At 41.6% G+C, this 18,842-nt stretch carries 29 protein-coding genes; 25 read left to right on the top strand and 4 right to left on the bottom strand.

Going from position 1 to position 18,842, the window contains the following annotated elements; genetic code table 11:
- Positions 1-80: 80 nt before the first annotated feature.
- On the top strand, positions 81-1,409 hold the full coding sequence (gene glnA, locus FKV70_RS05105; RefSeq protein ID WP_063212594.1) for a type I glutamate--ammonia ligase: 1,329 nt from the start codon (positions 81-83) through the stop codon (positions 1,407-1,409).
- 67 nt (positions 1,410-1,476) lie between these two features.
- On the opposite strand, the gene FKV70_RS05100 is transcribed toward glnA, so the two are convergent.
- Positions 1,477-2,664, bottom strand: coding sequence for a site-specific integrase (locus FKV70_RS05100; RefSeq protein ID WP_142612008.1), 1,188 nt, complete (start codon positions 2,662-2,664; stop codon positions 1,477-1,479).
- A 109-nt stretch (positions 2,665-2,773) separates the two neighbouring features.
- Entirely contained in the window at positions 2,774-3,163 is a 390-nt protein-coding gene (locus FKV70_RS05095; RefSeq protein WP_014599962.1) for a helix-turn-helix domain-containing protein, read from the bottom strand.
- A gap of 230 nt (positions 3,164-3,393) precedes the next feature.
- Between FKV70_RS05095 and FKV70_RS05090 the strand changes: the two genes are divergently transcribed.
- The 14 genes from FKV70_RS05090 to FKV70_RS05025 all read left to right on the top strand — a co-directional run bounded on the left by FKV70_RS05090 (position 3,394) and on the right by FKV70_RS05025 (position 12,423).
- Positions 3,394-3,606 (top strand): helix-turn-helix domain-containing protein, encoded by a 213-nt coding sequence (locus FKV70_RS05090; protein ID WP_017427617.1) that lies wholly within the window; start codon positions 3,394-3,396, stop codon positions 3,604-3,606.
- 12 nt (positions 3,607-3,618) lie between these two features.
- Positions 3,619-3,885: a group-specific protein gene (locus FKV70_RS05085; RefSeq protein WP_142612007.1), complete on the top strand. Its 267-nt coding sequence runs from the start codon at positions 3,619-3,621 to the stop codon at positions 3,883-3,885.
- 206 nt (positions 3,886-4,091) lie between these two features.
- Entirely contained in the window at positions 4,092-5,231 is a 1,140-nt protein-coding gene (locus FKV70_RS05080) for a ParB N-terminal domain-containing protein (protein ID WP_142612006.1), read from the top strand.
- Positions 5,212-5,643, top strand: coding sequence for an ORF6C domain-containing protein (locus FKV70_RS05075; RefSeq protein ID WP_142612005.1), 432 nt, complete (start codon positions 5,212-5,214; stop codon positions 5,641-5,643). The genes FKV70_RS05080 and FKV70_RS05075 overlap by 20 nt, the downstream gene beginning before the upstream one ends.
- 105 nt (positions 5,644-5,748) lie before the next feature.
- Positions 5,749-6,117 (top strand): hypothetical protein, encoded by a 369-nt coding sequence (locus tag FKV70_RS05070; RefSeq protein ID WP_142612004.1) that lies wholly within the window; start codon positions 5,749-5,751, stop codon positions 6,115-6,117.
- Between the two features lie 5 nt (positions 6,118-6,122).
- Positions 6,123-6,518, top strand: a complete 396-nt coding sequence (locus FKV70_RS05065) for a hypothetical protein (protein WP_244310667.1) — start codon at positions 6,123-6,125, stop codon at positions 6,516-6,518.
- A gap of 60 nt (positions 6,519-6,578) precedes the next feature.
- Positions 6,579-7,739: a hypothetical protein gene (locus FKV70_RS05060; protein WP_142612002.1), complete on the top strand. Its 1,161-nt coding sequence runs from the start codon at positions 6,579-6,581 to the stop codon at positions 7,737-7,739.
- 8 nt (positions 7,740-7,747) lie between these two features.
- Positions 7,748-8,155, top strand: a complete 408-nt coding sequence (locus tag FKV70_RS05055) for a hypothetical protein (RefSeq protein WP_244310665.1) — start codon at positions 7,748-7,750, stop codon at positions 8,153-8,155.
- Between the two features lie 34 nt (positions 8,156-8,189).
- Entirely contained in the window at positions 8,190-9,200 is a 1,011-nt protein-coding gene (locus FKV70_RS05050; protein WP_142612000.1) for a phage replisome organizer N-terminal domain-containing protein, read from the top strand.
- A 6-nt stretch (positions 9,201-9,206) separates the two neighbouring features.
- Complete coding sequence (gene dnaI, locus FKV70_RS05045) at positions 9,207-10,163, top strand: primosomal protein DnaI (protein WP_142611999.1); 957 nt, start codon at positions 9,207-9,209, stop codon at positions 10,161-10,163.
- A gap of 128 nt (positions 10,164-10,291) precedes the next feature.
- A complete protein-coding gene (gene dnaN, locus FKV70_RS05040; protein WP_142611998.1) occupies positions 10,292-11,422 on the top strand; it encodes a DNA polymerase III subunit beta in 1,131 nt (376 codons plus the stop codon).
- Positions 11,423-11,815, top strand: a complete 393-nt coding sequence (locus tag FKV70_RS05035) for a DUF1064 domain-containing protein (RefSeq protein WP_244310663.1) — start codon at positions 11,423-11,425, stop codon at positions 11,813-11,815.
- Positions 11,816-11,884: 69 nt separating this feature from the next.
- Complete coding sequence (locus tag FKV70_RS05030; RefSeq protein ID WP_208738391.1) at positions 11,885-12,199, top strand: hypothetical protein; 315 nt, start codon at positions 11,885-11,887, stop codon at positions 12,197-12,199.
- Entirely contained in the window at positions 12,196-12,423 is a 228-nt protein-coding gene (locus FKV70_RS05025; RefSeq protein WP_142611997.1) for a hypothetical protein, read from the top strand. Before FKV70_RS05030 ends, FKV70_RS05025 begins: the two co-directional genes overlap by 4 nt.
- Positions 12,424-12,454: 31 nt before the next feature.
- Here the strand turns inward: FKV70_RS05025 and FKV70_RS05020 are convergent, their stop codons facing one another.
- Positions 12,455-12,664 (bottom strand): helix-turn-helix domain-containing protein, encoded by a 210-nt coding sequence (locus tag FKV70_RS05020; RefSeq protein ID WP_142611996.1) that lies wholly within the window; start codon positions 12,662-12,664, stop codon positions 12,455-12,457.
- A gap of 141 nt (positions 12,665-12,805) precedes the next feature.
- Between FKV70_RS05020 and FKV70_RS26050 the strand changes: the two genes are divergently transcribed.
- The 10 genes from FKV70_RS26050 (at position 12,806) to FKV70_RS25860 (ending at position 17,557) form a co-directional block, all read left to right on the top strand.
- Positions 12,806-12,967, top strand: a complete 162-nt coding sequence (locus tag FKV70_RS26050) for a hypothetical protein (protein ID WP_167669710.1) — start codon at positions 12,806-12,808, stop codon at positions 12,965-12,967.
- 126 nt (positions 12,968-13,093) lie between these two features.
- Positions 13,094-13,282 carry a hypothetical protein gene (locus FKV70_RS05015; RefSeq protein WP_016822073.1) on the top strand — a complete coding sequence of 63 codons (189 nt, stop codon included), beginning with the start codon at positions 13,094-13,096 and terminating at the stop codon, positions 13,280-13,282.
- Positions 13,279-13,461: a hypothetical protein gene (locus tag FKV70_RS05010; protein ID WP_142611995.1), complete on the top strand. Its 183-nt coding sequence runs from the start codon at positions 13,279-13,281 to the stop codon at positions 13,459-13,461. Before FKV70_RS05015 ends, FKV70_RS05010 begins: the two co-directional genes overlap by 4 nt.
- A 72-nt stretch (positions 13,462-13,533) precedes the next feature.
- The gene (locus FKV70_RS05005) at positions 13,534-14,205 is read left to right on the top strand and encodes an HNH endonuclease (protein ID WP_142611994.1); all 672 of its coding nucleotides are present in this window, start codon (positions 13,534-13,536) and stop codon (positions 14,203-14,205) included.
- A gap of 26 nt (positions 14,206-14,231) precedes the next feature.
- On the top strand, positions 14,232-14,564 hold the full coding sequence (locus tag FKV70_RS05000; RefSeq protein ID WP_142611993.1) for a hypothetical protein: 333 nt from the start codon (positions 14,232-14,234) through the stop codon (positions 14,562-14,564).
- 53 nt (positions 14,565-14,617) lie between these two features.
- A complete protein-coding gene (locus FKV70_RS04995; RefSeq protein ID WP_142611992.1) occupies positions 14,618-15,364 on the top strand; it encodes a DNA cytosine methyltransferase in 747 nt (248 codons plus the stop codon).
- A 12-nt stretch (positions 15,365-15,376) separates the two neighbouring features.
- Positions 15,377-16,204 (top strand): DNA adenine methylase, encoded by an 828-nt coding sequence (locus FKV70_RS04990; RefSeq protein WP_142611991.1) that lies wholly within the window; start codon positions 15,377-15,379, stop codon positions 16,202-16,204.
- Positions 16,205-16,245: 41 nt separating this feature from the next.
- Positions 16,246-16,923 carry a hypothetical protein gene (locus FKV70_RS04985; protein ID WP_142611990.1) on the top strand — a complete coding sequence of 226 codons (678 nt, stop codon included), beginning with the start codon at positions 16,246-16,248 and terminating at the stop codon, positions 16,921-16,923.
- 47 nt (positions 16,924-16,970) lie between these two features.
- Positions 16,971-17,366: a YopX family protein gene (locus FKV70_RS04980; RefSeq protein ID WP_142611989.1), complete on the top strand. Its 396-nt coding sequence runs from the start codon at positions 16,971-16,973 to the stop codon at positions 17,364-17,366.
- A gap of 47 nt (positions 17,367-17,413) precedes the next feature.
- Entirely contained in the window at positions 17,414-17,557 is a 144-nt protein-coding gene (locus FKV70_RS25860; protein ID WP_162305662.1) for a hypothetical protein, read from the top strand.
- A gap of 312 nt (positions 17,558-17,869) precedes the next feature.
- Here the strand turns inward: FKV70_RS25860 and FKV70_RS04975 are convergent, their stop codons facing one another.
- Positions 17,870-18,628: a Cthe_2314 family HEPN domain-containing protein gene (locus FKV70_RS04975; RefSeq protein WP_142611988.1), complete on the bottom strand. Its 759-nt coding sequence runs from the start codon at positions 18,626-18,628 to the stop codon at positions 17,870-17,872.
- Positions 18,629-18,842: the final 214 nt, after the last annotated feature.

The following is an 18,842-nucleotide window of genomic DNA, read 5'->3' as shown; positions in this document are numbered from 1 at the left end:
TTAAAAAACGATCTCATCTTTAATGTCATTTATGATACAGTCGATTTGCATACAGTCGTTACAGAAAGGGAGAGGTTACTGTGAGTTATACAAGAGATGATATCCTTAGGATTGCGAAAGAAGAAAATGTTCGTTTTATTCGTTTGCAGTTCACAGACTTATTGGGCACTATTAAGAACGTTGAAATTCCTGTAAGCCAGTTGGAAAAAGCATTGGATAATAAAATGATGTTTGACGGTTCTTCCATAGAGGGTTATGTACGTATCGAAGAATCTGACATGTACTTATACCCAGATTTGGACACTTGGGTTGTATTCCCTTGGGTAACCTCAGACCGCGTAGCTCGCTTGATTTGCGATATTTACAAGCCAGACGGCTCTCCATTTGCAGGTGACCCGCGGGGGATCTTGAAACGTGTACTTAAGGAAGCCGAAGAAATGGGATACACATCGATGAATGTGGGACCAGAGCCTGAATTCTTCTTGTTCAAAACGGATGAAAAAGGCGATCCGACCACAGAACTGAATGACCAAGGCGGATATTTTGACCTGGCTCCAATGGATCTAGGGGAGAACTGCCGTCGTGAAATCGTTCTTAAGCTTGAAGAGATGGGCTTCGAAATAGAAGCATCCCATCATGAAGTAGCACCTGGTCAGCATGAGATTGACTTTAAATATGCAGATGCAGTTAAAGCTGCCGATCAGATTCAAACGTTCAAGCTCGTGGTTAAAACGATTGCTCGTCAGCATGGTCTGCATGCCACCTTTATGCCAAAACCTTTGTTCGGCGTGAATGGCTCCGGTATGCACTGCAACCAATCGTTGTTCAAGGACAATGAAAACGTATTTTATGATGAGACGGATGAACTCGGATTAAGCCAGACAGCTCGCCACTATATGGCTGGCATTCTTAAACATGCACGCGCAATGGCAGCGATCACGAATCCAACAGTTAATTCCTACAAGCGTCTCGTACCAGGTTATGAAGCGCCTTGTTATGTTGCTTGGTCTGCAAGCAATCGCAGTCCGATGATTCGGATTCCCGCATCTCGTGGCCTGAGCACGCGCGTCGAGGTTCGGAACCCTGACCCGGCAGCGAATCCTTATTTAGCCTTGGCTGTAATGCTGAGAGCAGGTTTGGATGGTATCAAACGTCAGATGGCTCTGCCAGCTCCAATTGATCGCAATATTTATGTGATGTCCGAGGAAGAGCGGATTGAAGAAGGTATTCCAAGTCTGCCTGCGGACCTGAAAGAAGCTTTGTCTGAGCTTATTCGGAGCGAGGTGATCTCTGACGCACTGGGTGATCATGCTCTGGCTTACTTCTATGAGCTTAAGGAAATTGAATGGGATATGTATCGCACCCAAGTACATCAGTGGGAACGTGATCAATATCTGACGCTTTATTAATAGATAAAAACCTGTGAGTATGCGGTTTTTTTGGGAGTTGTAATGGGGGACGTTTCAGAGGAGTTTATTAATTCTTCTGGGGTGTCCCCCAAACGTCCCCCGACTTAAAATTGTTTGAGCCGAGAATTTTGCTTGTGTATTCCTCATATCTGTCTATGTTACGTTTCTCTAACTTCTTAGAAATGTGTGCGTATACATCAGATGTAATCTGCACACTACCATGACCAAGCTGCTCCTGGACAAACTTTATATCGGCTCCAGCTTCAAGCATGAGCACTGCGTAAGTGTGACGAAGAGAATGGATACGTAAAACTCCATCGAGACTAGCGCGCTTCAAGATACGCTTAAATGCGTTAAATAGTGTTGACTTCGGCATAGGACGTCCGTCATTTCTACATAGAACGAGATTTAAATCATGTCGGTACATTGTTTCTCCGAGATTAATTTTATTCTGGTTCTGCCAACTAGCATGATACTTTAGATCGTTGATTAGAGATGTACTTACACTGATTGTTCGTTTTGATTTGAAGGTTTTTGTTTCCCCGAATAGCTCGTCCTCGTTATCAGGTTGGAAATCCAAAGTTTCATTAATGTGAATTTTTTTCTCCTTAAAATTAATATCAGACCACTTTAAAGCAGCGGCTTCACCTTTACGCATGCCAGTCTCCAACAGCACCTTGAAAAATATCCAGTATATATAACCATATCCTCTTGCTGTATAAAGAAAACGAGGAATATCCTCAGAATCAATGAAATCAATAGTTTTTTGTTTCCTCTCTCCCTTAATAATTGATCCTATGCAAGGATTACGTTCTAACTTTCCTTGAATTACTGCGAGTTCTAAAGCACTGTAAACTGTTGAGTTAATTATTTCGACTGTTCTTCGGCTTAAGCCTTTTTCTAAACAAGCATCTAAAAATTTTTGGTACATATCTGGTTTTAAATCTTTTATCATTAATTGTTTAAAATAAGGCTTAATGTGTGTTTTTAGATTGTTCATATGTTGTTTAAGTGTGTTTTTTCTAACATCTCCTTTTTTATAGTTGATGATCCAACTTTCTATATAATCGACGAGAGGCTTGTCAATCTGTTCGTAACCTTGTTTTATTCTCTTTAAAAATTCTGCTGCAGCTAACTCTGCTTCCGGTTTTGTACGGAATCCCCGTTCTGACTTCTCCTTTTGTTGCTGTGTAAACGGATCGGTGTACTTTAACCGATACCGCCAACCACTCTTTAATCTTTTAAAGTTTGCCATGATTATTCCTCCAATAGAACAAATGTTCCGTTTTTTGTGTATGTGAAACCGCCTCGCAGCGGTGAAAGCGCAAAGTTAATATTTAGGAAAGCTATTTCATTCAAAACAATTAATCTTTTTTGTTCTTTTTAGCATCCCAGAACATAGCTTCCATGACCCGTTTAATTTTTTCTTTGTCGTCTTCTGAGATTGGTACGCCATCGAACATTACCGGCGCATCTTCTTCAAGTATTGTTTTAAAATCCCGAATGTCCTTTGACGTGGCCCACTCTGGATATTGGCGATCATCTTTTTCGGCTTCTGTACGGCCAAGAAGGTAATCTACGGTTACATCAAAATACTCGGCTAATTTTGAAGCCACCTCAGTATTTAAAGTTCGGCTTCCTTTTTCGATATTGTATAGAAATTGAGGGGTAATTCCTAAAAATTCAGCTACTTGTACTCCTGATTTCTTTTGTGATTTTCTAATCTCTCTTATCCGGTTAGGATAACTAGACATGTCCTGTGACCGCTCCTTTTAAACTAATTGATGAATTAATGATATCAACAAATAGATTAAAATACAAACAGCAAATAGATTAAAAAGAAGCAAATAGGCGAAAAATTGAGCATATATATTAAACTATATGGATAATAATCTAAAATGCTTCTATTTGAACCTATTTGATTAATTTTACGTTTGATTTAATTAATCAAATAGATTAATATTAGTTCAACGGAGGTGATGAAATGAAGGTTTCTGAACAAATGAGGCCACTTATAAATGAAAAAGGATTAAATCCTTCTGATTTAGCTCATTTAGTTGGGTGTTCCCCGCAGTACATGCACAATTTGCTAAATGGAAGTCGTCGGTGGAACGAAACCACGCTTAGAAAAGCCTGCGATGCTTTGGGGTTAGAGATCAAGCTGGTTCCTAAGAAATTAAAAGAAAACAACAATTAAGGAGGGATAAACATGTTGTCAGTCAGCGTTGACGAAAAAGAAGCCTTTCAACTGGTCAAATCGAAGATAGCGGAGGTTTTAAAAGAAGCTGATGTGGAGTACGTATTTTGGGATGCGGCTGAATTAAAGCGTCGTACATGTATGAGTTGGAACTTTATACAAGAACAATTTTTCTATCATCCAGAATTTCCGAAACGGAAAGTAGGGAGCAAATGGTATTTTCCTGCGAGAGAAACGCGTGAGTTCTTGGAAAATTGGTTATTGGAACAATCTTATTAAAGAAAGGAGAACAAAACTAAATGACTACACCCAATATAGAACAACTGGATAACTGACTGCATGATTTAAAGAATGTAAGCATTCTACTCTATTAAAAAATAGCGAGAATATCTTTACAAGTAGCATCTCTTTTCTTTGATGAATTGATAAAGCTACAACAACTTACATTTTATCACAGAGGGGATGGAAAGAAAGGAGAATCAGCCTTGCAAATTGGTATCAGCAAAATCAAAGTCAGTGATCGTATCCGCAAGGATTTTGGCGGAATTGAAGAACTGGCCCGAGATATAGAACAAAACGGACTCATTAATCCAATTGTAGTAACACCAGATTATCAGTTAATTGCTGGAGAGCGGCGACTAAGAGCACATCAGTTTCTAGGTCGGAAAGAAGTAACGGTCAGAGTCATGGAAATAAAGGATCTTGAACATCAACTACAGCTTGAGATCAGCGAAAACGAACATCGCAAGGAATTCACGTTTAGCGAGCGAGTCGAGTGGGCGCGGAGATTGGAGGAAGTTGAACGTCTAAAGGCCAGAGAACGGATGGTTGGCGGCAAGGAAAATTTACCTGACCAACCAACCGGACAAGTACGGGACATTGTAGCGGATCAAGCAGGCTTTGGTTCCGGTAGGCAGTATGACAAAGCGAAGTTTATTGCGGAAAATGCTACTCCTGAAATCATTCAACAGCTTGATGAAGGTTTGATCAGCACTCATAAGGCATTTGTAGAAACCAAAGCTCGGCTCGAAGCTGCTGTGCGTGAGGCAGAGGAAAGAGCAGAGCAGGCAGAGCGGGACAAGCTTGAGTTACAAAGACAGTACAAAGATGCCATTCCTGTGGATCAACTTGAAGAGGCTGTAAATGCCGCCGTAGAGCGTCACGAGGAAGAAACCACGGTATTCATCAAGCAGAAGGAAAAAGAAGCTGAGGCGCAGCTCAAACAGCGTGACGAATATTGGAAAAACAAACTCAATGAAGATTTAGAACTGGAACGTTTAAAAGTCGAGCAATTGAAATCTGGCTACCAACAGAAGAAAGAAGAGTTGGAAGCTTTGAAATTACAGAAGACAGATGACTTTGACGAACAGCAAGCGGAATTAAAAATGAAGAAGCTTCGTTCTGAGTCCAATATCAATGCCTTGCAATTGAATAACCACGTCAAAAGATTTCTTGAAACGGTCGGAATCACTTCATTCATGTTAGGTGCGATCGGAGCTGCAAACATGGGTGAGAAAAAGCGCTTGGGGGAAAGCCTTGATATGTTGCAAAGTTTTATAGATCAAGTTAGACCAGCCGTAAACGGCAGAAAGGCGGTAGAAGTATATGACGTTGATAAACAATAATCAACAACCGGATTATATGATGCTGGTGGAAAAGCAGCTCCAACTTACAGAGTCTCAAGGAATTGCCATTCGCGGCCTGTGGGACGGAATGAAGAAAATGCAGGAGGATGTTACTGGAAAGGTTGAGGAAGTCCAGATGATGGTTCAAGAGGTTCGAGACAGTGTAACGCTGACGGATGCTGAATGCTATCAGTTACAGGAGGCAGTTAGAATCAGGTCCATTACTCTCACAAAAGATCGTTATAAGGAGACAGATGGAAAATTTAACGAAACGGTCGGAAAATATCGCCGCATGATTTGGAGTAAGTTAAAAGTTTTGTTCTCAGTTGCAAAGTACAGTCACATCCGGCGCATTGATTTTGATGATTCCATTTACTTCGTTAAAGAGTTCCGTCCAGAAGACTATATCTAAAGGGTGAATGATTATGACTCTATCGGAATTGGCTCGTATCTGGTTCGAAAACGAATTACAGCATGCCATTATCGTTCGTAATATACAACGCAAGAGCAAGTCAAAATGAGTAGCAAAATGCAAACCATTTACTCTATTCCTATTGTAGATGATGAAGGCTTCAAATTTACATTGGATCAACCAGCAGACTCGCTTATAGCCGCTGTATTACTCATGCATCGTTGGTTGAATTGTCAACATTCGGTAGATATTGAGATGCTACAGCTGACAGAGCAGGATAAGAAAAAGCTTTCTCTTCAAAAGGAAAAAGAAATAACTGAACAAAAGCTTCGGGCCATTTATAAAACTCAATATGCTATTACAGATAGTCCATGGCCTAATCACGTTTGCATTCAGAAGATGAAGCCTTTGAGGGATCAAGAAAGGCGATTAAAAACTAGAATATCCGAACTTGAAGCGGAGATATGGAGCTGAGAGAGTTGGACTTGGACGAGCATAAACAATCTAGGGTGCTTAGAGCGCAATTACGTGAGTTATACGAGGACAGTATTGACGCTGTTAAATTCGGATTACCGAATGACGAGATTCATGTTCAAATAGATTTGCTTACTGCTCAGTTGAGTAAGTTAGAGAAATCTATAGATAAGAACGAAGAATATGAAGGTTTGGAGGATTCTAAGCCATCAGGATACAAGATATCCGGGAAAGGAATAGGGATATGTGTGCATTGTGGAAAAGAGGTTTTTGCAGGCCAGAGGTTTCCCAATCCAAAAGAAGAAGGACTTTTCTGTAATTACTATTGCCGTAAGTTATACCGCAAAAGAAAAGACAGAGAAGTCCAGAAAAACAATCGTGCTACCAACACGATCATTTAAGAAACAATTCAACGGAAGTATAACACAGGATTTTGAAAATGAAAACAGGGGGCCTGTCTTGTGAGAGGAGACAAGGATTTTAGCATCTGGAATACAAGCATAGCTGTAAGAGGAGATAAAGAAATATCTCATCCTACCTTTTTACGGATGTTAGACATGATGAGAAAAAGAGGTTTTGTTGTTGGATCTGATCCACGAATTGACCGTGATTATTCTATCCTTTCTAAGGATCACTTTGCTGGCAACAAGGGAGAACTTCTGTTTGTTGGTGAAAAATATAATTGTGGTGCAAAACTTGAGTTCTATCAAGAAATCAATGTAGAGAACCCAAACGGCGGTAGATATGACTTTAACAAATTTGAAAAGATGCCTTATCTACTCCAAAAGCGGTTTCTAGTTGAAGTCAGATATATGGAACAATTTTTACTGAAGGAAGGATTTACTTGTGACTCTGAACCAGTACTAAAAACGTCATACGATAAGGTATTTCATAAGCTTAATTCGCCAAGCAGACACTGGAGTTCAGAAAACCTTCCTGATTATAACGCTCTCGATAAAGATGGGATACGGATAAATAACGGCGAAGTGAAATATTTCAGAGGCAGAAAAGGAACGTTGATGCGTGGGACCGTCTACCACAATATCAATAATATGTGGTGGGTCATAGTTAATAAAGATTACTATACCAACTTGGCAAGTTTCGAATTGTTTGACCTTGCTACAAAACCCGAAAACAGACTTAGAAAACTGACGAAGAGATCAGGTCATCACAACCCAAAATCCAGATTCATTCCTAGTGAGGCTAATTTAAAGGAATGGAGTACAACGGCTAAAAAAGTTGGGAAAGACGGAAGGATTAAGCTAGCGAATAGCGTGCTGGATTACTTATATGAAATCAACTGGACCTCTCGTAAATTCCAGTTTTTTAAAAAAGATAATGGCCGACTTGGTTTGATGGAAACCGAAGGGAACCCATATTTCTTTGGCCAAAGATTAGGTGAGAAAAAGTATGATCCACCACGGATTATGTCTCTCTACACTCGTTCACTGGATATGTCGGGTACAGAATCATCCTGGGTTAAAGGATTACGAGATTATGTCACAGGTGGCAAGCCAACTATCTCAAAATGGTTCTGCCAGGATGGAAATGGAGAAGGTGGACAAGCATATCTTTGGCCTGAGGTTAGAGAACGATTACTCCACATAGGAGCACATGTTTAAAAAAAGGAGTGGCTGCATTGTCTCTACAAAAACAATATACGCTCGGAGAGCTTTATAGCCTTGCGGATCAATGCAGCCATGATTACCCTGCTACACTGGCACGTAAGATTGAATTGCTGACCGAAGTCCAGATTCTCCTGGGGCGTAAGGCAGCTGAGGCCATAAGGGAATATAAGCGGATCTATGCCAAGAGGAAACGCGTTTATGCCGAAGCATATATAGCGGCAGAAAACCTGAGGGAGCAGCGAGCGGAATTAGCGGTAATTGAACTTCGCCTCCAAGAAGCAGACGCAGAAGCTGATAAGGTCCGCTGGAGTAATGCTGTAGAAAGTAATGACCAGGTAATAAACTCTTTAAAATACAGCCTTAAGGTGTTACTGGCGGAGTTTGGAAACAACGCCAGCGCAAACAGGTAGGTTTATGATTCAAAAGCTGAGAAGAGGTTGAAACATGGCAGAAATAAAATGGATCAAGCTCAGTACTGGCATGTTTGACGACGAAAAAATTAAAATCATCGAAGATATGCCCGAAGCTGACACGATCATTGTTATATGGCTGAAGCTAATGACTATGACTGGCAGATCAAACATGGGCGGTTACATCATGCTGACCGAAACTATTCCATATACAGAGGATATGTTAATTTCAGTGATCAAGAGGCCGCTACCAGTTATAAAAATGGCTCTATCCATCTTTGAAAGATTCGGGATGCTGGAAGTTTCTGAGCAAGGAGCTTTCTTTCTACCTAACTGGGAGAAGCATCAAAATGTAGATGGAATGGATAAGGTCAGGGAACAAACAAAAAAGAGGGTTCGAAATTACCGGAACAAACAAAAACAACTTGCTTCAGGTGAAAATGATCCTCCTGTTACAGGAAACGCTACTGGTAACGTTACAGTAACGGTCGGTAACGAAACAGATAAAGAATTAGATTTAGAACTAGAAAAAGAAAGTAGTTGTTGTTTAACGCCCGAGACTGAAATCAAATCCGAAAATGAGGGGGGACCGTTCACCCGACGGGATGCCGTTCCTGTCACTCCTGAAACAGATGCCGACTCTGGACAGGACGAAATATCATCTGCGGAACTAGATTATCACAACGCCGTTGCCAACAAGTACCTACAGCGCAGAGGGAAAGGATTATACATTACAGCAGCCGACGAAACGAGCATTGATGAATTGCTAGCTGCTGGTGTACCGCTTCAAACCGCCTTGGACGGAATTGATCAATCCTTTGACAAATTTAAACCTAAGCATAAGCGCGATGGGATACGGAGTCTGAGTTATTGTGCGACTATTATTTTCTCCTTGCATGCATTGCGAGAAGTTGATAGCAAGAGCAAAGAGGATGAAACACCACTGGATGAGGTGGAACCGGAAATAGAAGTCCCAACAAGCGAATATACCCAAGTGGACATTCAGAACATGCTTGTAAAATTGAGGGCTAAACAGGGAGGCTGATGCCACATGGAGAGCTTCGGAAAAGAACTAAAGGCATTAATACCCGATGGTTTTGCCAAGAGACAGGCTGCGGTGTTGGAACGTCTAGCAAACCATCCTGAGGTTCATCGGCTGAAAGCTGAGTTTCCAGACAGAACGGACGATTTGACAGAACCCAAACGATATAGAGATCTATCACAGCATATATCCTATTGCGATAAATGCAGCGAGTGCCCGGGTTTACTGGATTGCCAGAACGAACAGAAGGGGCATACAAGCGTTGCAGAACCTAGCCCGACCAAAGGTGATGAACTGGTCTTTCGACTTCGAAAATGCCCATTGCTGGCTGCTTACGAACGGGAACAAGGGATAGGTCAGAGGATCAAGAGCCACTACATCCCGGCTCACATCCTGAATGCCACCTTTGAAGACATTGAACCTGACCCGCAGCGGATATCTGCAATTGTAGCGGCAATAAACTTTTGTGATGAATTTGTACCAGGTGAAACAACAAAAGGTTTGTACTTTTACGGTCAAATGGGTGTAGGCAAAAGTCGTATTGTTGGTGCCATTGCCCAAGAGTTGGCTAAGCGTGACGTAAGCGTACTGATGGTCTATGTTCCTGATTTCCTACTGGAGGTTAAGGATGCAATTGGCTCAAAGACAGAGACAGTTGAAAGTAAACTTGATGCTTTGAGAACAGTTCCTGTGTTGATATTGGATGATATCGGGGCCGAGTCATTAACGACTTGGACAAGGGATGAAGTCCTGGGACCAATACTTCAGCGGCGGATGGAACGCCTAACGACGATCTACACATCGAATTTAACCATGAGTGAGTTGAAACAACACTTGGCGAATGTGAAAGACAGCAAGCCGAGCGAACAGAAACAGAATGACAAAAAAGCGGCCCGGATCTTTGAGCGAATAGAACCATTTGTAAAAATACTGCCAGTAGGCGGACGGAATAGACGTAGGGGGTAAGCATATGTGCAGAACATGCGGAGGTAGCAAGGTGGCGTACCAGTTTCGTGGCTCAATGTTGATGATGGGACCATGCCCGGAATGCAACCCAAATGCCAAAAATGATAGCGAAATGGAGGTCAAACCTTATGAATATAGTAGTAGACAGCGCATTACTAGCTGAAGCTTTAGAGGACGCAAGTAAAGCTATTTCAGCCAAAAGCATCATGCCGGTACTTGGTTGCTTCTTAATCGAAGCCAATCACGAGGGCTTAACTGTGACTGGTACTGACGATAGAGCAACAATCCAGTCATATATTTTTGAGGAACATGTTCAAATCGAACGGAATGGAAAGATAGTGCTACCTAAACTGTTTTTGGAAATGCTCAAGAAATTAAGCGGTAATGTTCGGATTGAGTCTAAAGATGGTCTGAATGTAATTATCACGTCTCGGAATAAAGAAATTGAAATGGCAGGATTGGACCCCGAGGAATTTCCTCCGCCTCCTTCAATAAATGACAATGAATATATTGAAATTACAGGGAAAGATCTAAGGGGGTTATTCAAAAAGGCTATCTTCGCGGCAGACATTGATGGTAAAGGCATGCCTATACTAACTGGAGCAAATGTCTATCTAAAGAACGGGAAAATAGGAATGGAAGCAACCAATCGGCATCGCCTTTCAAAAACAGAGAAGGTTATTGAATCGGGTGACTTTGGGAGTGCCGTGATCGAAGCAAGGGGTTTGGTTGAACTACAGAAGATCATTACAGATAAAGACGATGTTCAATTCGGATTTTCAAAAGGGAGGGACGATCAGGTAGTCTATGCCTTTGCTCGCACAGAGAGATTCACTTTTTACTCTCGTGTTCTGGAGGGTGAGTATCCAGACATACACCAGATGGTCATTGTTCCTGACAGTGGTACGAGGATTGAGATAAATAAACAAGAATTTTTGGAGTCCGTTGAACTTATTTACACCCTGGCAAAAGAAGAGAAAAATAATATGGTTAGGCTTGATGTAACTGAAAAAGAAATAAATATTCGTGGAAAAGGAAAGCAAACGGGTAAGGCAAGTGAAAGTATTGTTCCTATTAAGTTTACTGGGCAGGAGCTAACCATTTCCTTGAATTCTAAGTATGCTATGGATGCTTTAAAAGCTTTGGATGGGGAAAAAGTCACTTTGGTTTTCACAGGCAAAATGAAGTCTATTTTCATTCTCAGCAACGAAGATCATCAAAGTGTCCATGTGGTTCAGCCATACAGGACGGTAGATTAAATGAGCAAATATAATGCCAGTAAAGTAGTCGTTACGGACGATGGGACACTTTTTACAATAGCTGAGATAGAGAAATACAACCTTGATGTGACCGGAACCTACTTCGATTCTCGAATGGAAGGAGAGTATTATATAGAGCTTCTTAGGCAGAAACAGTATGGCGAGATCAAAGATTTTAGTTGTCAACCCAAATTTGTCTTGCAGGAAAAGCCGAAGGTGACGTATATAGCAGATTTCCTTGTGACTGCGCTGGATGGAAGCGAACGAGTTATTGACATAAAAGGAGCGGAAACGTCTACTTTTAGAGTTAAATTGAAGCTGTTTCAAGGTAAATATCCGACTATGCATTACTTACAAAGCATCGAGGGGAATTTGTTCTGTTACAGCAAGTGAAGAAGGAGAGAGCGGCTCGGAAACGGGATGCGAATAAATTACTCAAACGAGCAGAAGGGAAGATGAAAAATGCCAGAACTGGCCGGAGTGCAAGTCAAATTCACCGTATTAAAAAATGAGGATATCAGTAAATACCTTGATGAACGTGAGAAAAGTGATCTATCTCGTATTCTGTGGAAGATTCAAGAGCTGCGGCTTCTGGACAGAAAGCCTCCACTTAATACGTATCTGGTAGTTAACACAGACGAACCATATGCCACTGATATAGTTCGTATCATGCAAACTAATAACCATTGGGGGCCAATAAGTGACTCAAATCAAGCGGAGATGAAATTTGAGGGTAATGCGCTTATTCTTTCGGAAGTGGAGGAGGAGATAAAATGAAACACTCCCAAAATGAAATTGAACGTCCAGAAGTAACGCGACGGATCATAGAATTGCTGGACAAACAAAATGAGAAAGGCCTCAAGAAGTATGGAACCACAATAGACCAGGTATCAGATATGGCCTATGACTGGAAGCTCATGGCGCTGGAGGAGGCAGCTGATTTAATTCAGTACCTCCAGAAAGAGGTTATACGGCTTGAAAGACTTCTTAATCCGATCTAGGCAAAACAAAAGGAGCATAGAGGGTTCTTAATTAATCCTCTTGCTCCTCAGTAATAAACAAATCTTCAATCGCAACATCTAGCGCTTTAGCGATAGCGAATAAATGCCAGGCTTCATGGCGGCTGTTTTTATCAAATCTACTAATTGAACCTTGTGGAATTCCAGTCATTTCAGACAATTCCGTTTGAATGATACCTTTCTTTTTTAACAAGGGTGTCAGATTCGGTTTCACTTTAAACAATGTACTTCACCTCTCAGCCGAATTATACGATAGCGAATAATTTTTAGCAAGGCATGTTGACTTAATATTCGATATCGTATATTATTAGGACAATCAATAAATATTCGAAATACGATATCGAATTTACGGAGGTATATTTTTATGAGAAAGACATACAAGCAATGGGTGTTCTGGCAAGATGGTTTTTGGGAATTCGAATGGAGTTTCGTCCTACTTACAATTTGGATCAAAGAATTAAAAACTCGTCTGAGCGAGTATAAACAGGTCATTAAGCTCAGAGCGTTCGCCGGGATTATCCGGTGAGGTTGGCACAAGCCAAGATCAGTTCAGGAAACTTTTCCTACGCTGAATGATTCGATACGCAACGCAACACTGTACCCAAAAGAGCAACAATGTACTGGAACCAAAAACGTAATGGAGGCATGGTGTATGACAGAACAAGAAATGGATGAGTTCACTACAGCATTGGTGGAACGTTACGTGGATATACAAAAATTTGCTTCAGTTAACAGTGAATTATTGAACATATGGGATGAGGTAATTGATACCTTACCGCCTAAAATAAAAGGTGATTTTCAAGAGAAATATAATCGCCGCATAAGGGAGGGGAGCTTGTGAAAAAGCTCGACTTAAACAATATCGAAGATGAGCCGATTGAGGTCCAGCAGGCTGTAGCCTTCTACACATCACATACGATAAATAAAGTGCGTGTAACAACGGAAGAAAGGTGTAAACATTATTCTATTTTAGAGGAAGTAGGACTGCTTGAACCCCTAAAATCCGTAGTGGAGCCGTAGCGGTTTAGGCACAAAATATAAGCATAAGCACAGAAAATACGAATCAATCTGTTGGGAAGGTGGCGAGGGAGAATGTCTCATCAAACATTCTGGAAACCGGAGAAAAAAGTTAAAGAGAAGAAGTCGTACAGCAGCCTTGGACAGCGAAAGAAAAGCAGAAATCCGATTCCAGATTGGAAGAAAGACATCTTTGCTCACCACCAGTCACGTCCATCCCGGGCTGATCGAGCCGAGTTTCCACCAGAAGTTGTTAAGGAACTGATTGAGGAAACGGATGGGTTATGCCAGTGCAACTGCGGACGAAATGCAACACAAACTCACCACGTAATGCCAAGAGGTCGGAGCGGACGCGGTGTTAAGACCAATGCCATGCGTGTCTGCGATTTGTGTCATGACCGTATTCAGACGAACGAAGAAGAGCTTCAAAGCTGGATATCAACATACTCTCTGATTCATGGACCTAGATTTTGGTATGACGAGCAGGATTGGGAAGAGTTCAACCGCAAGCAGGCGGCACAGGAACGTTTGATAGCTCAAAAGCAGGAACGATTGGAATCTATAAAGCCAGTCATGGATTTACTTACTACAGCGGCGGGACGCTCATTAAAAAGCAAAGAGATTCGGTTGCTAGAGTCTATGGATACTAAGCAAATGAGTGTATTTAGCATCATGATATCCGATGCCTTGAACAATTTCAGTAAACCAGCTCCTTCATATGGTTATGGTGAACGATTTGAAGATTAGCCCCCAAGGGCAGAGAGGACAAACACATGGATAAAGTGATTTTAACCAAAGCACAGGCAAAGGCGATTGAACTGTGGAAAGAGGAACGTTCGGATATTGAAGGTTTGGTTAGAAAGCACGTAACTGAGGTTTGGGTTTGGGAAGAAATGAAGCCACTGAATGGTATGCCGCTAGACAAACTCATTCGTGCTTTATACATCGGCTATGAAGTCGAACAAACAATGGAAGAAAAGCTATTGGAATTGTATAGGGAAGGGCTACCATGTCCAACAACCCCTAGTGAAGATTCAGCTTTCCGCGAAGGGATGAAAAAGGCGTGTGAAATAGCTGGGATTAAGGTTAAGTGGGCTAGAAATTAGGCCCCATAGGGGATAAGAAGGAGGGAACAGCCCTCCATAAGGGGGATACACATATGCGTAAATTAAGCCTGTTCTCTGGGATCGGTGGAATTGATTTGGCTGCTCATTGGGCAGGCATGGAGACGGTAGCATTTTGCGAACGTGAGCCGTTTCCGCAGCAAGTGCTTCGCAAGCACTGGCCCATGGTCCCAATCTACGATGATGTACGAAACGTAACGAAAGAGAGGCTACAGGCTGATGGAATCGACACAGACTCAATTGGAATTATTTCCGCCGGATATCCTTGCCAACCTTTTAGTAACGCCGGGCAGCGAAAAGGCGAAGCAGATGACCGTCATCTCTGGCCGGAGGTTAGCAGGATACTACAAGAGATTAGGCCCCCTTGGTTTGTTGGTGAAAATGTTGCTGGTCACATCACATTGGGACTCGACGATGTGCTTGATGACCTGGACAACATCGGCTACACCGCGCAACCGTTCGTTATTCCGGCTGGAGCTGTTGACGCGCAACATGAGAGAGCAAGGGTGTTCATTCTTGCCTACACCGACTGCCAGCGATTACAGGGGGGGCAGGTCTCCCGAGGCCGCAGCCAAATGCGGCAGAGGGCCGAACAACAATTTCAGGGATTATTGCAGACAAGTACATGGTCTAAAGTATCCGCCGCCGACTTTAGTAGAGCGACTTATGGGGTTTCCCGAAGGATGGACGAGCATAGAATAAAGGCCCTAGGAAACGCGGTGGTGCCGTATCAGATATACCCTATCCTAGCAGCTATAAAAGCCATAAATGACAGTCTATAAGGGGGATACACCATGCAAGGAGTACGAAGCCCATTAATCTGGTTTGGCGGTAAGAGCAAATATGCACAGCACATCATAAGCAAGTTTCCTGCGCACCGCGTTTATATCGAACCTTTTGGCGGAGCTGCTCATGTAATCTCTCAGAAGCCAAGAGTAGCGCATGAGGTGTACAACGATATTGACGGTAACGTAGTGAACTTCCTCATGGTTGCGAGGGAAGAACCGGAGAAGTTACAAAATGAATGCGAAAGCCTGCCATATAGCCGCATGCTTTACGAGCAATGGCTAAACGAACCGTTACCTCGAGATCCGTTCGAAAGAGCTGTAAGGTTTTTCTACATGAATCGTTCCGGCATATCCCAGGGGAACGCGAATGAGATAGCAAGAACAGGATGGAGGCACAGCACAAAGTCCGGATCCAACCCAGCGACAGGGTATATAAGCGCCTGCCAGTTATTTAGTGCTTTCGCTGAACGGATGAAATGTGTGATGATTGAGAATTTTGATTTTCGGACTTTGATTCCTAAATACGATGGGAAAGACGTTTTGTTTTACGTCGATCCACCCTACATCGGTCGTGAAAAACAGTATGCCTTAACGGATAAAGACAAGGAAAGCCCGGAGAAGTTACACAGAGATTTGGCTGCTATTTTAAACGACGTGAAGGGAAACGTTGTTCTCTCATATTATGCGGATCCGTTGCTGGACGAACTTTACCCAAACTGGAACAGAGATACCTTCCAGGCATATAAGCAGGTTGTTGGTGGTGATGGATTGGGAACGGAAACCGAGGAACTACTGCTAATGAACTTCGACAATCGCCAATTAACACTATTTTAAGGGGGATACACCCCCTACTACCTATAAAGGAGAGATAACACATGGATATGAACTTAATCATTAATAACCAATTGGCAGCATTAAACGAAGAAGGTTATGTAGAGAAAATCATTAAGAAGCAACTGGAAGAAACTATTAAGGATGTTGTCGAAGATTCCTTGCGTAGTTGGAGTGACTTCGGAAAAGGGTTGAAAGAAACGGTAAAAGGGCAACTACAAATCAATCTCGATAAGTTGGACATCCCTTCGTACAACCAAGTTATTCTGAACGTTATTAAAAGTGAGTTAGAGCGTTCGATTCATGAAGAAGGCGCAGCGAGAATACAAGAGCAGTTACAAGAGTTGCTGGGAACAGGGAAGAATGAATATAGATTATCAGAATTAGTAAAAGAAATGGTTGAGGATGAGCTTAAACTTGAAGAACTGTCTTATGAAGAGGTTGAGCAAATCACGGTTATTGTAGAGGAAAAATACGGAACCAAGTACGTATATATGGACCCGAAAGAAGATGTTGAGTGGTACCAATGCAAATATATGATATCGCTTGAAAAAGATATGACCGTATCAAGAGCCGAGGTTTCAGATAAGAAATTCGATAACCGTGTGATTATGGGTGGAATGTACGGATTGGATGCGACTTTGTTCAAGATGTGGACTCAAAAAGCAACACTGGTCATAGATGATTACGAAACGGAGTTTGGAAACCCTGAATTTGAATGAGGCATAACAGCCTCTTACCCTACACCCCTATATAAGGAGCGATAAGCATGAGAGATATTAAATTCCGTGGTAAACGGCTTGATATCTCCGAATGGGTATTCGGAGATATCTGGCAGCACAACGGCAGGGTGGACATTGTAGATCATAGAGCGCAATCACATCCAGTAGACCCTGAAACAGTAGGTCAGTTTGTAAAATATTACGGATTAGAGTTTTACGATTGCGACATTATGTTCATTGCCTGCGACTGCGATAGTGAATACGGGTGTACGCACAATGATAGCAAATATATGGTTGTTTGGAACAAGGAAACGGCTGGTTACGTGCTGAAAAGCCACTCCACCGGACGTTTGCATTCGTTGGATGAATTTGGTGAAGAAAATATGCATATCGCTGGAAACATACACGATAACCCGGAGCTGCTACACCCCCAAGGAGAGTAACCACCAATACAATACGCTCCTGGTTGAGCGTTGGAAGGATGATAGATATGATACCAAATTATTATATGATGTGGCACGATCTGCGCGAGGAAATTAACCGCCTTGAAGCAGAGGGGATTGAGGATAACAATCTGGATTTGGGAGACTTGCAGCGGATGATGGACGAACTTGAAATGGATCATCGGGATTAAACCGATACAGGGTGTAGGTAACACCTGCACCCGATCATATCTTTCGCTTACATGTAAATAATACAGGACGCGGTGTCCCTCTACCCAGAAGCAGGATATAAGATTATGAAGAAGCCAGAAATAATATTAGAAAATGTTATGTAAACCCTGATTATTACAAAGAATCAACTTATCCGATACATGTAATTAATCATGGGAAACAGTGACTGACCCAGCGGTATAACGAATCCTCCTAATTATGAATAGGTAAAATATTAAGGTTAATTGGTATTTTTATAAAAGGATATCAGCTAATAACTTGACCTATCTCTACTACTCAGACAAACTAACCTTCTCTCTTATCTTGTCTGTAATTTCTAATAACAAATCCAAGCTTTCGTTAATGTTATTTAGAAACTCACTTGAAGAAGTGTAATTACCGATCCCCATAGAATAGGTTGTAGAGCCGTCCTCATTTTTAGTTTTGGATAAACCAGAATCAACTTGGTTGGGTCTGAAATTGTGTACAATATTATTTCTGAAGTCCTTTATCTCTTTAAATACAGGGTTTTCTGGTAATGAATTGAGATATGCATAAAGATCACTATCCTTCGTCTTAAGTTTTTTCATTACTCTAATTCTAAAACCTAGAGTTGTCTCCACATCAAACTGATATTTTACATTGACAAGATGATAGACCGAATCAATTACTCCTTCAAATCGAGTATAGTAGCTGTCCATATAAAAACTGAACCAATACAAATTACCAAAATGCTCTTCTTTAAAATGCGGAAAATATTGAATGCTTTCGCCATTATCGCCTGGTGATTTGTACCATTCTTCATCTGGGATTCCGGCATCATAATAGGACTTGAGTAAGGTGTAGTTAGTAATCAAATCAAAGATTCTGTTGTTGAATTCTCGAATCCAGTAGCTCAAATTAATACCATGGTAGCCATCAAAGAGATTAAGAACATTAAACTTTCTCTTGGGATCACTGAGGCCGAGGTTATTAATGACCTCTACCTTTTCTCCACAAATCTTTTGCCAATCCTCTTTTAATGGGTTTCTTGCATAATCGTAAATATCCATGTTAGGTAGTCCCCTTCTTGTCGAATTTTGTATTTTTTAATCTATATTTAATTTGGCAGCGACTGTCAGCCTATATGAAGTATAATATCACAAGTGGAATATTCTGAGAAATAAACAGGTTAAGAAAGATATTGTTGCTATGTGCGGTAGTGGTTTAACTATCTTAATAGTTCGGGGATAATACTTGGTTTTCGGACAACTTATAGCTTATGTT

This window comes from Paenibacillus ottowii, from assembly GCF_006874425.1.
In the GTDB taxonomy this organism is placed as follows: Bacteria; Bacillota; Bacilli; order Paenibacillales; family Paenibacillaceae; genus Paenibacillus; species Paenibacillus ottowii.
The sequence above is the reverse complement of the archived record's forward strand: the minus strand, read 5'-3'. Positions and strand labels throughout refer to the sequence as shown.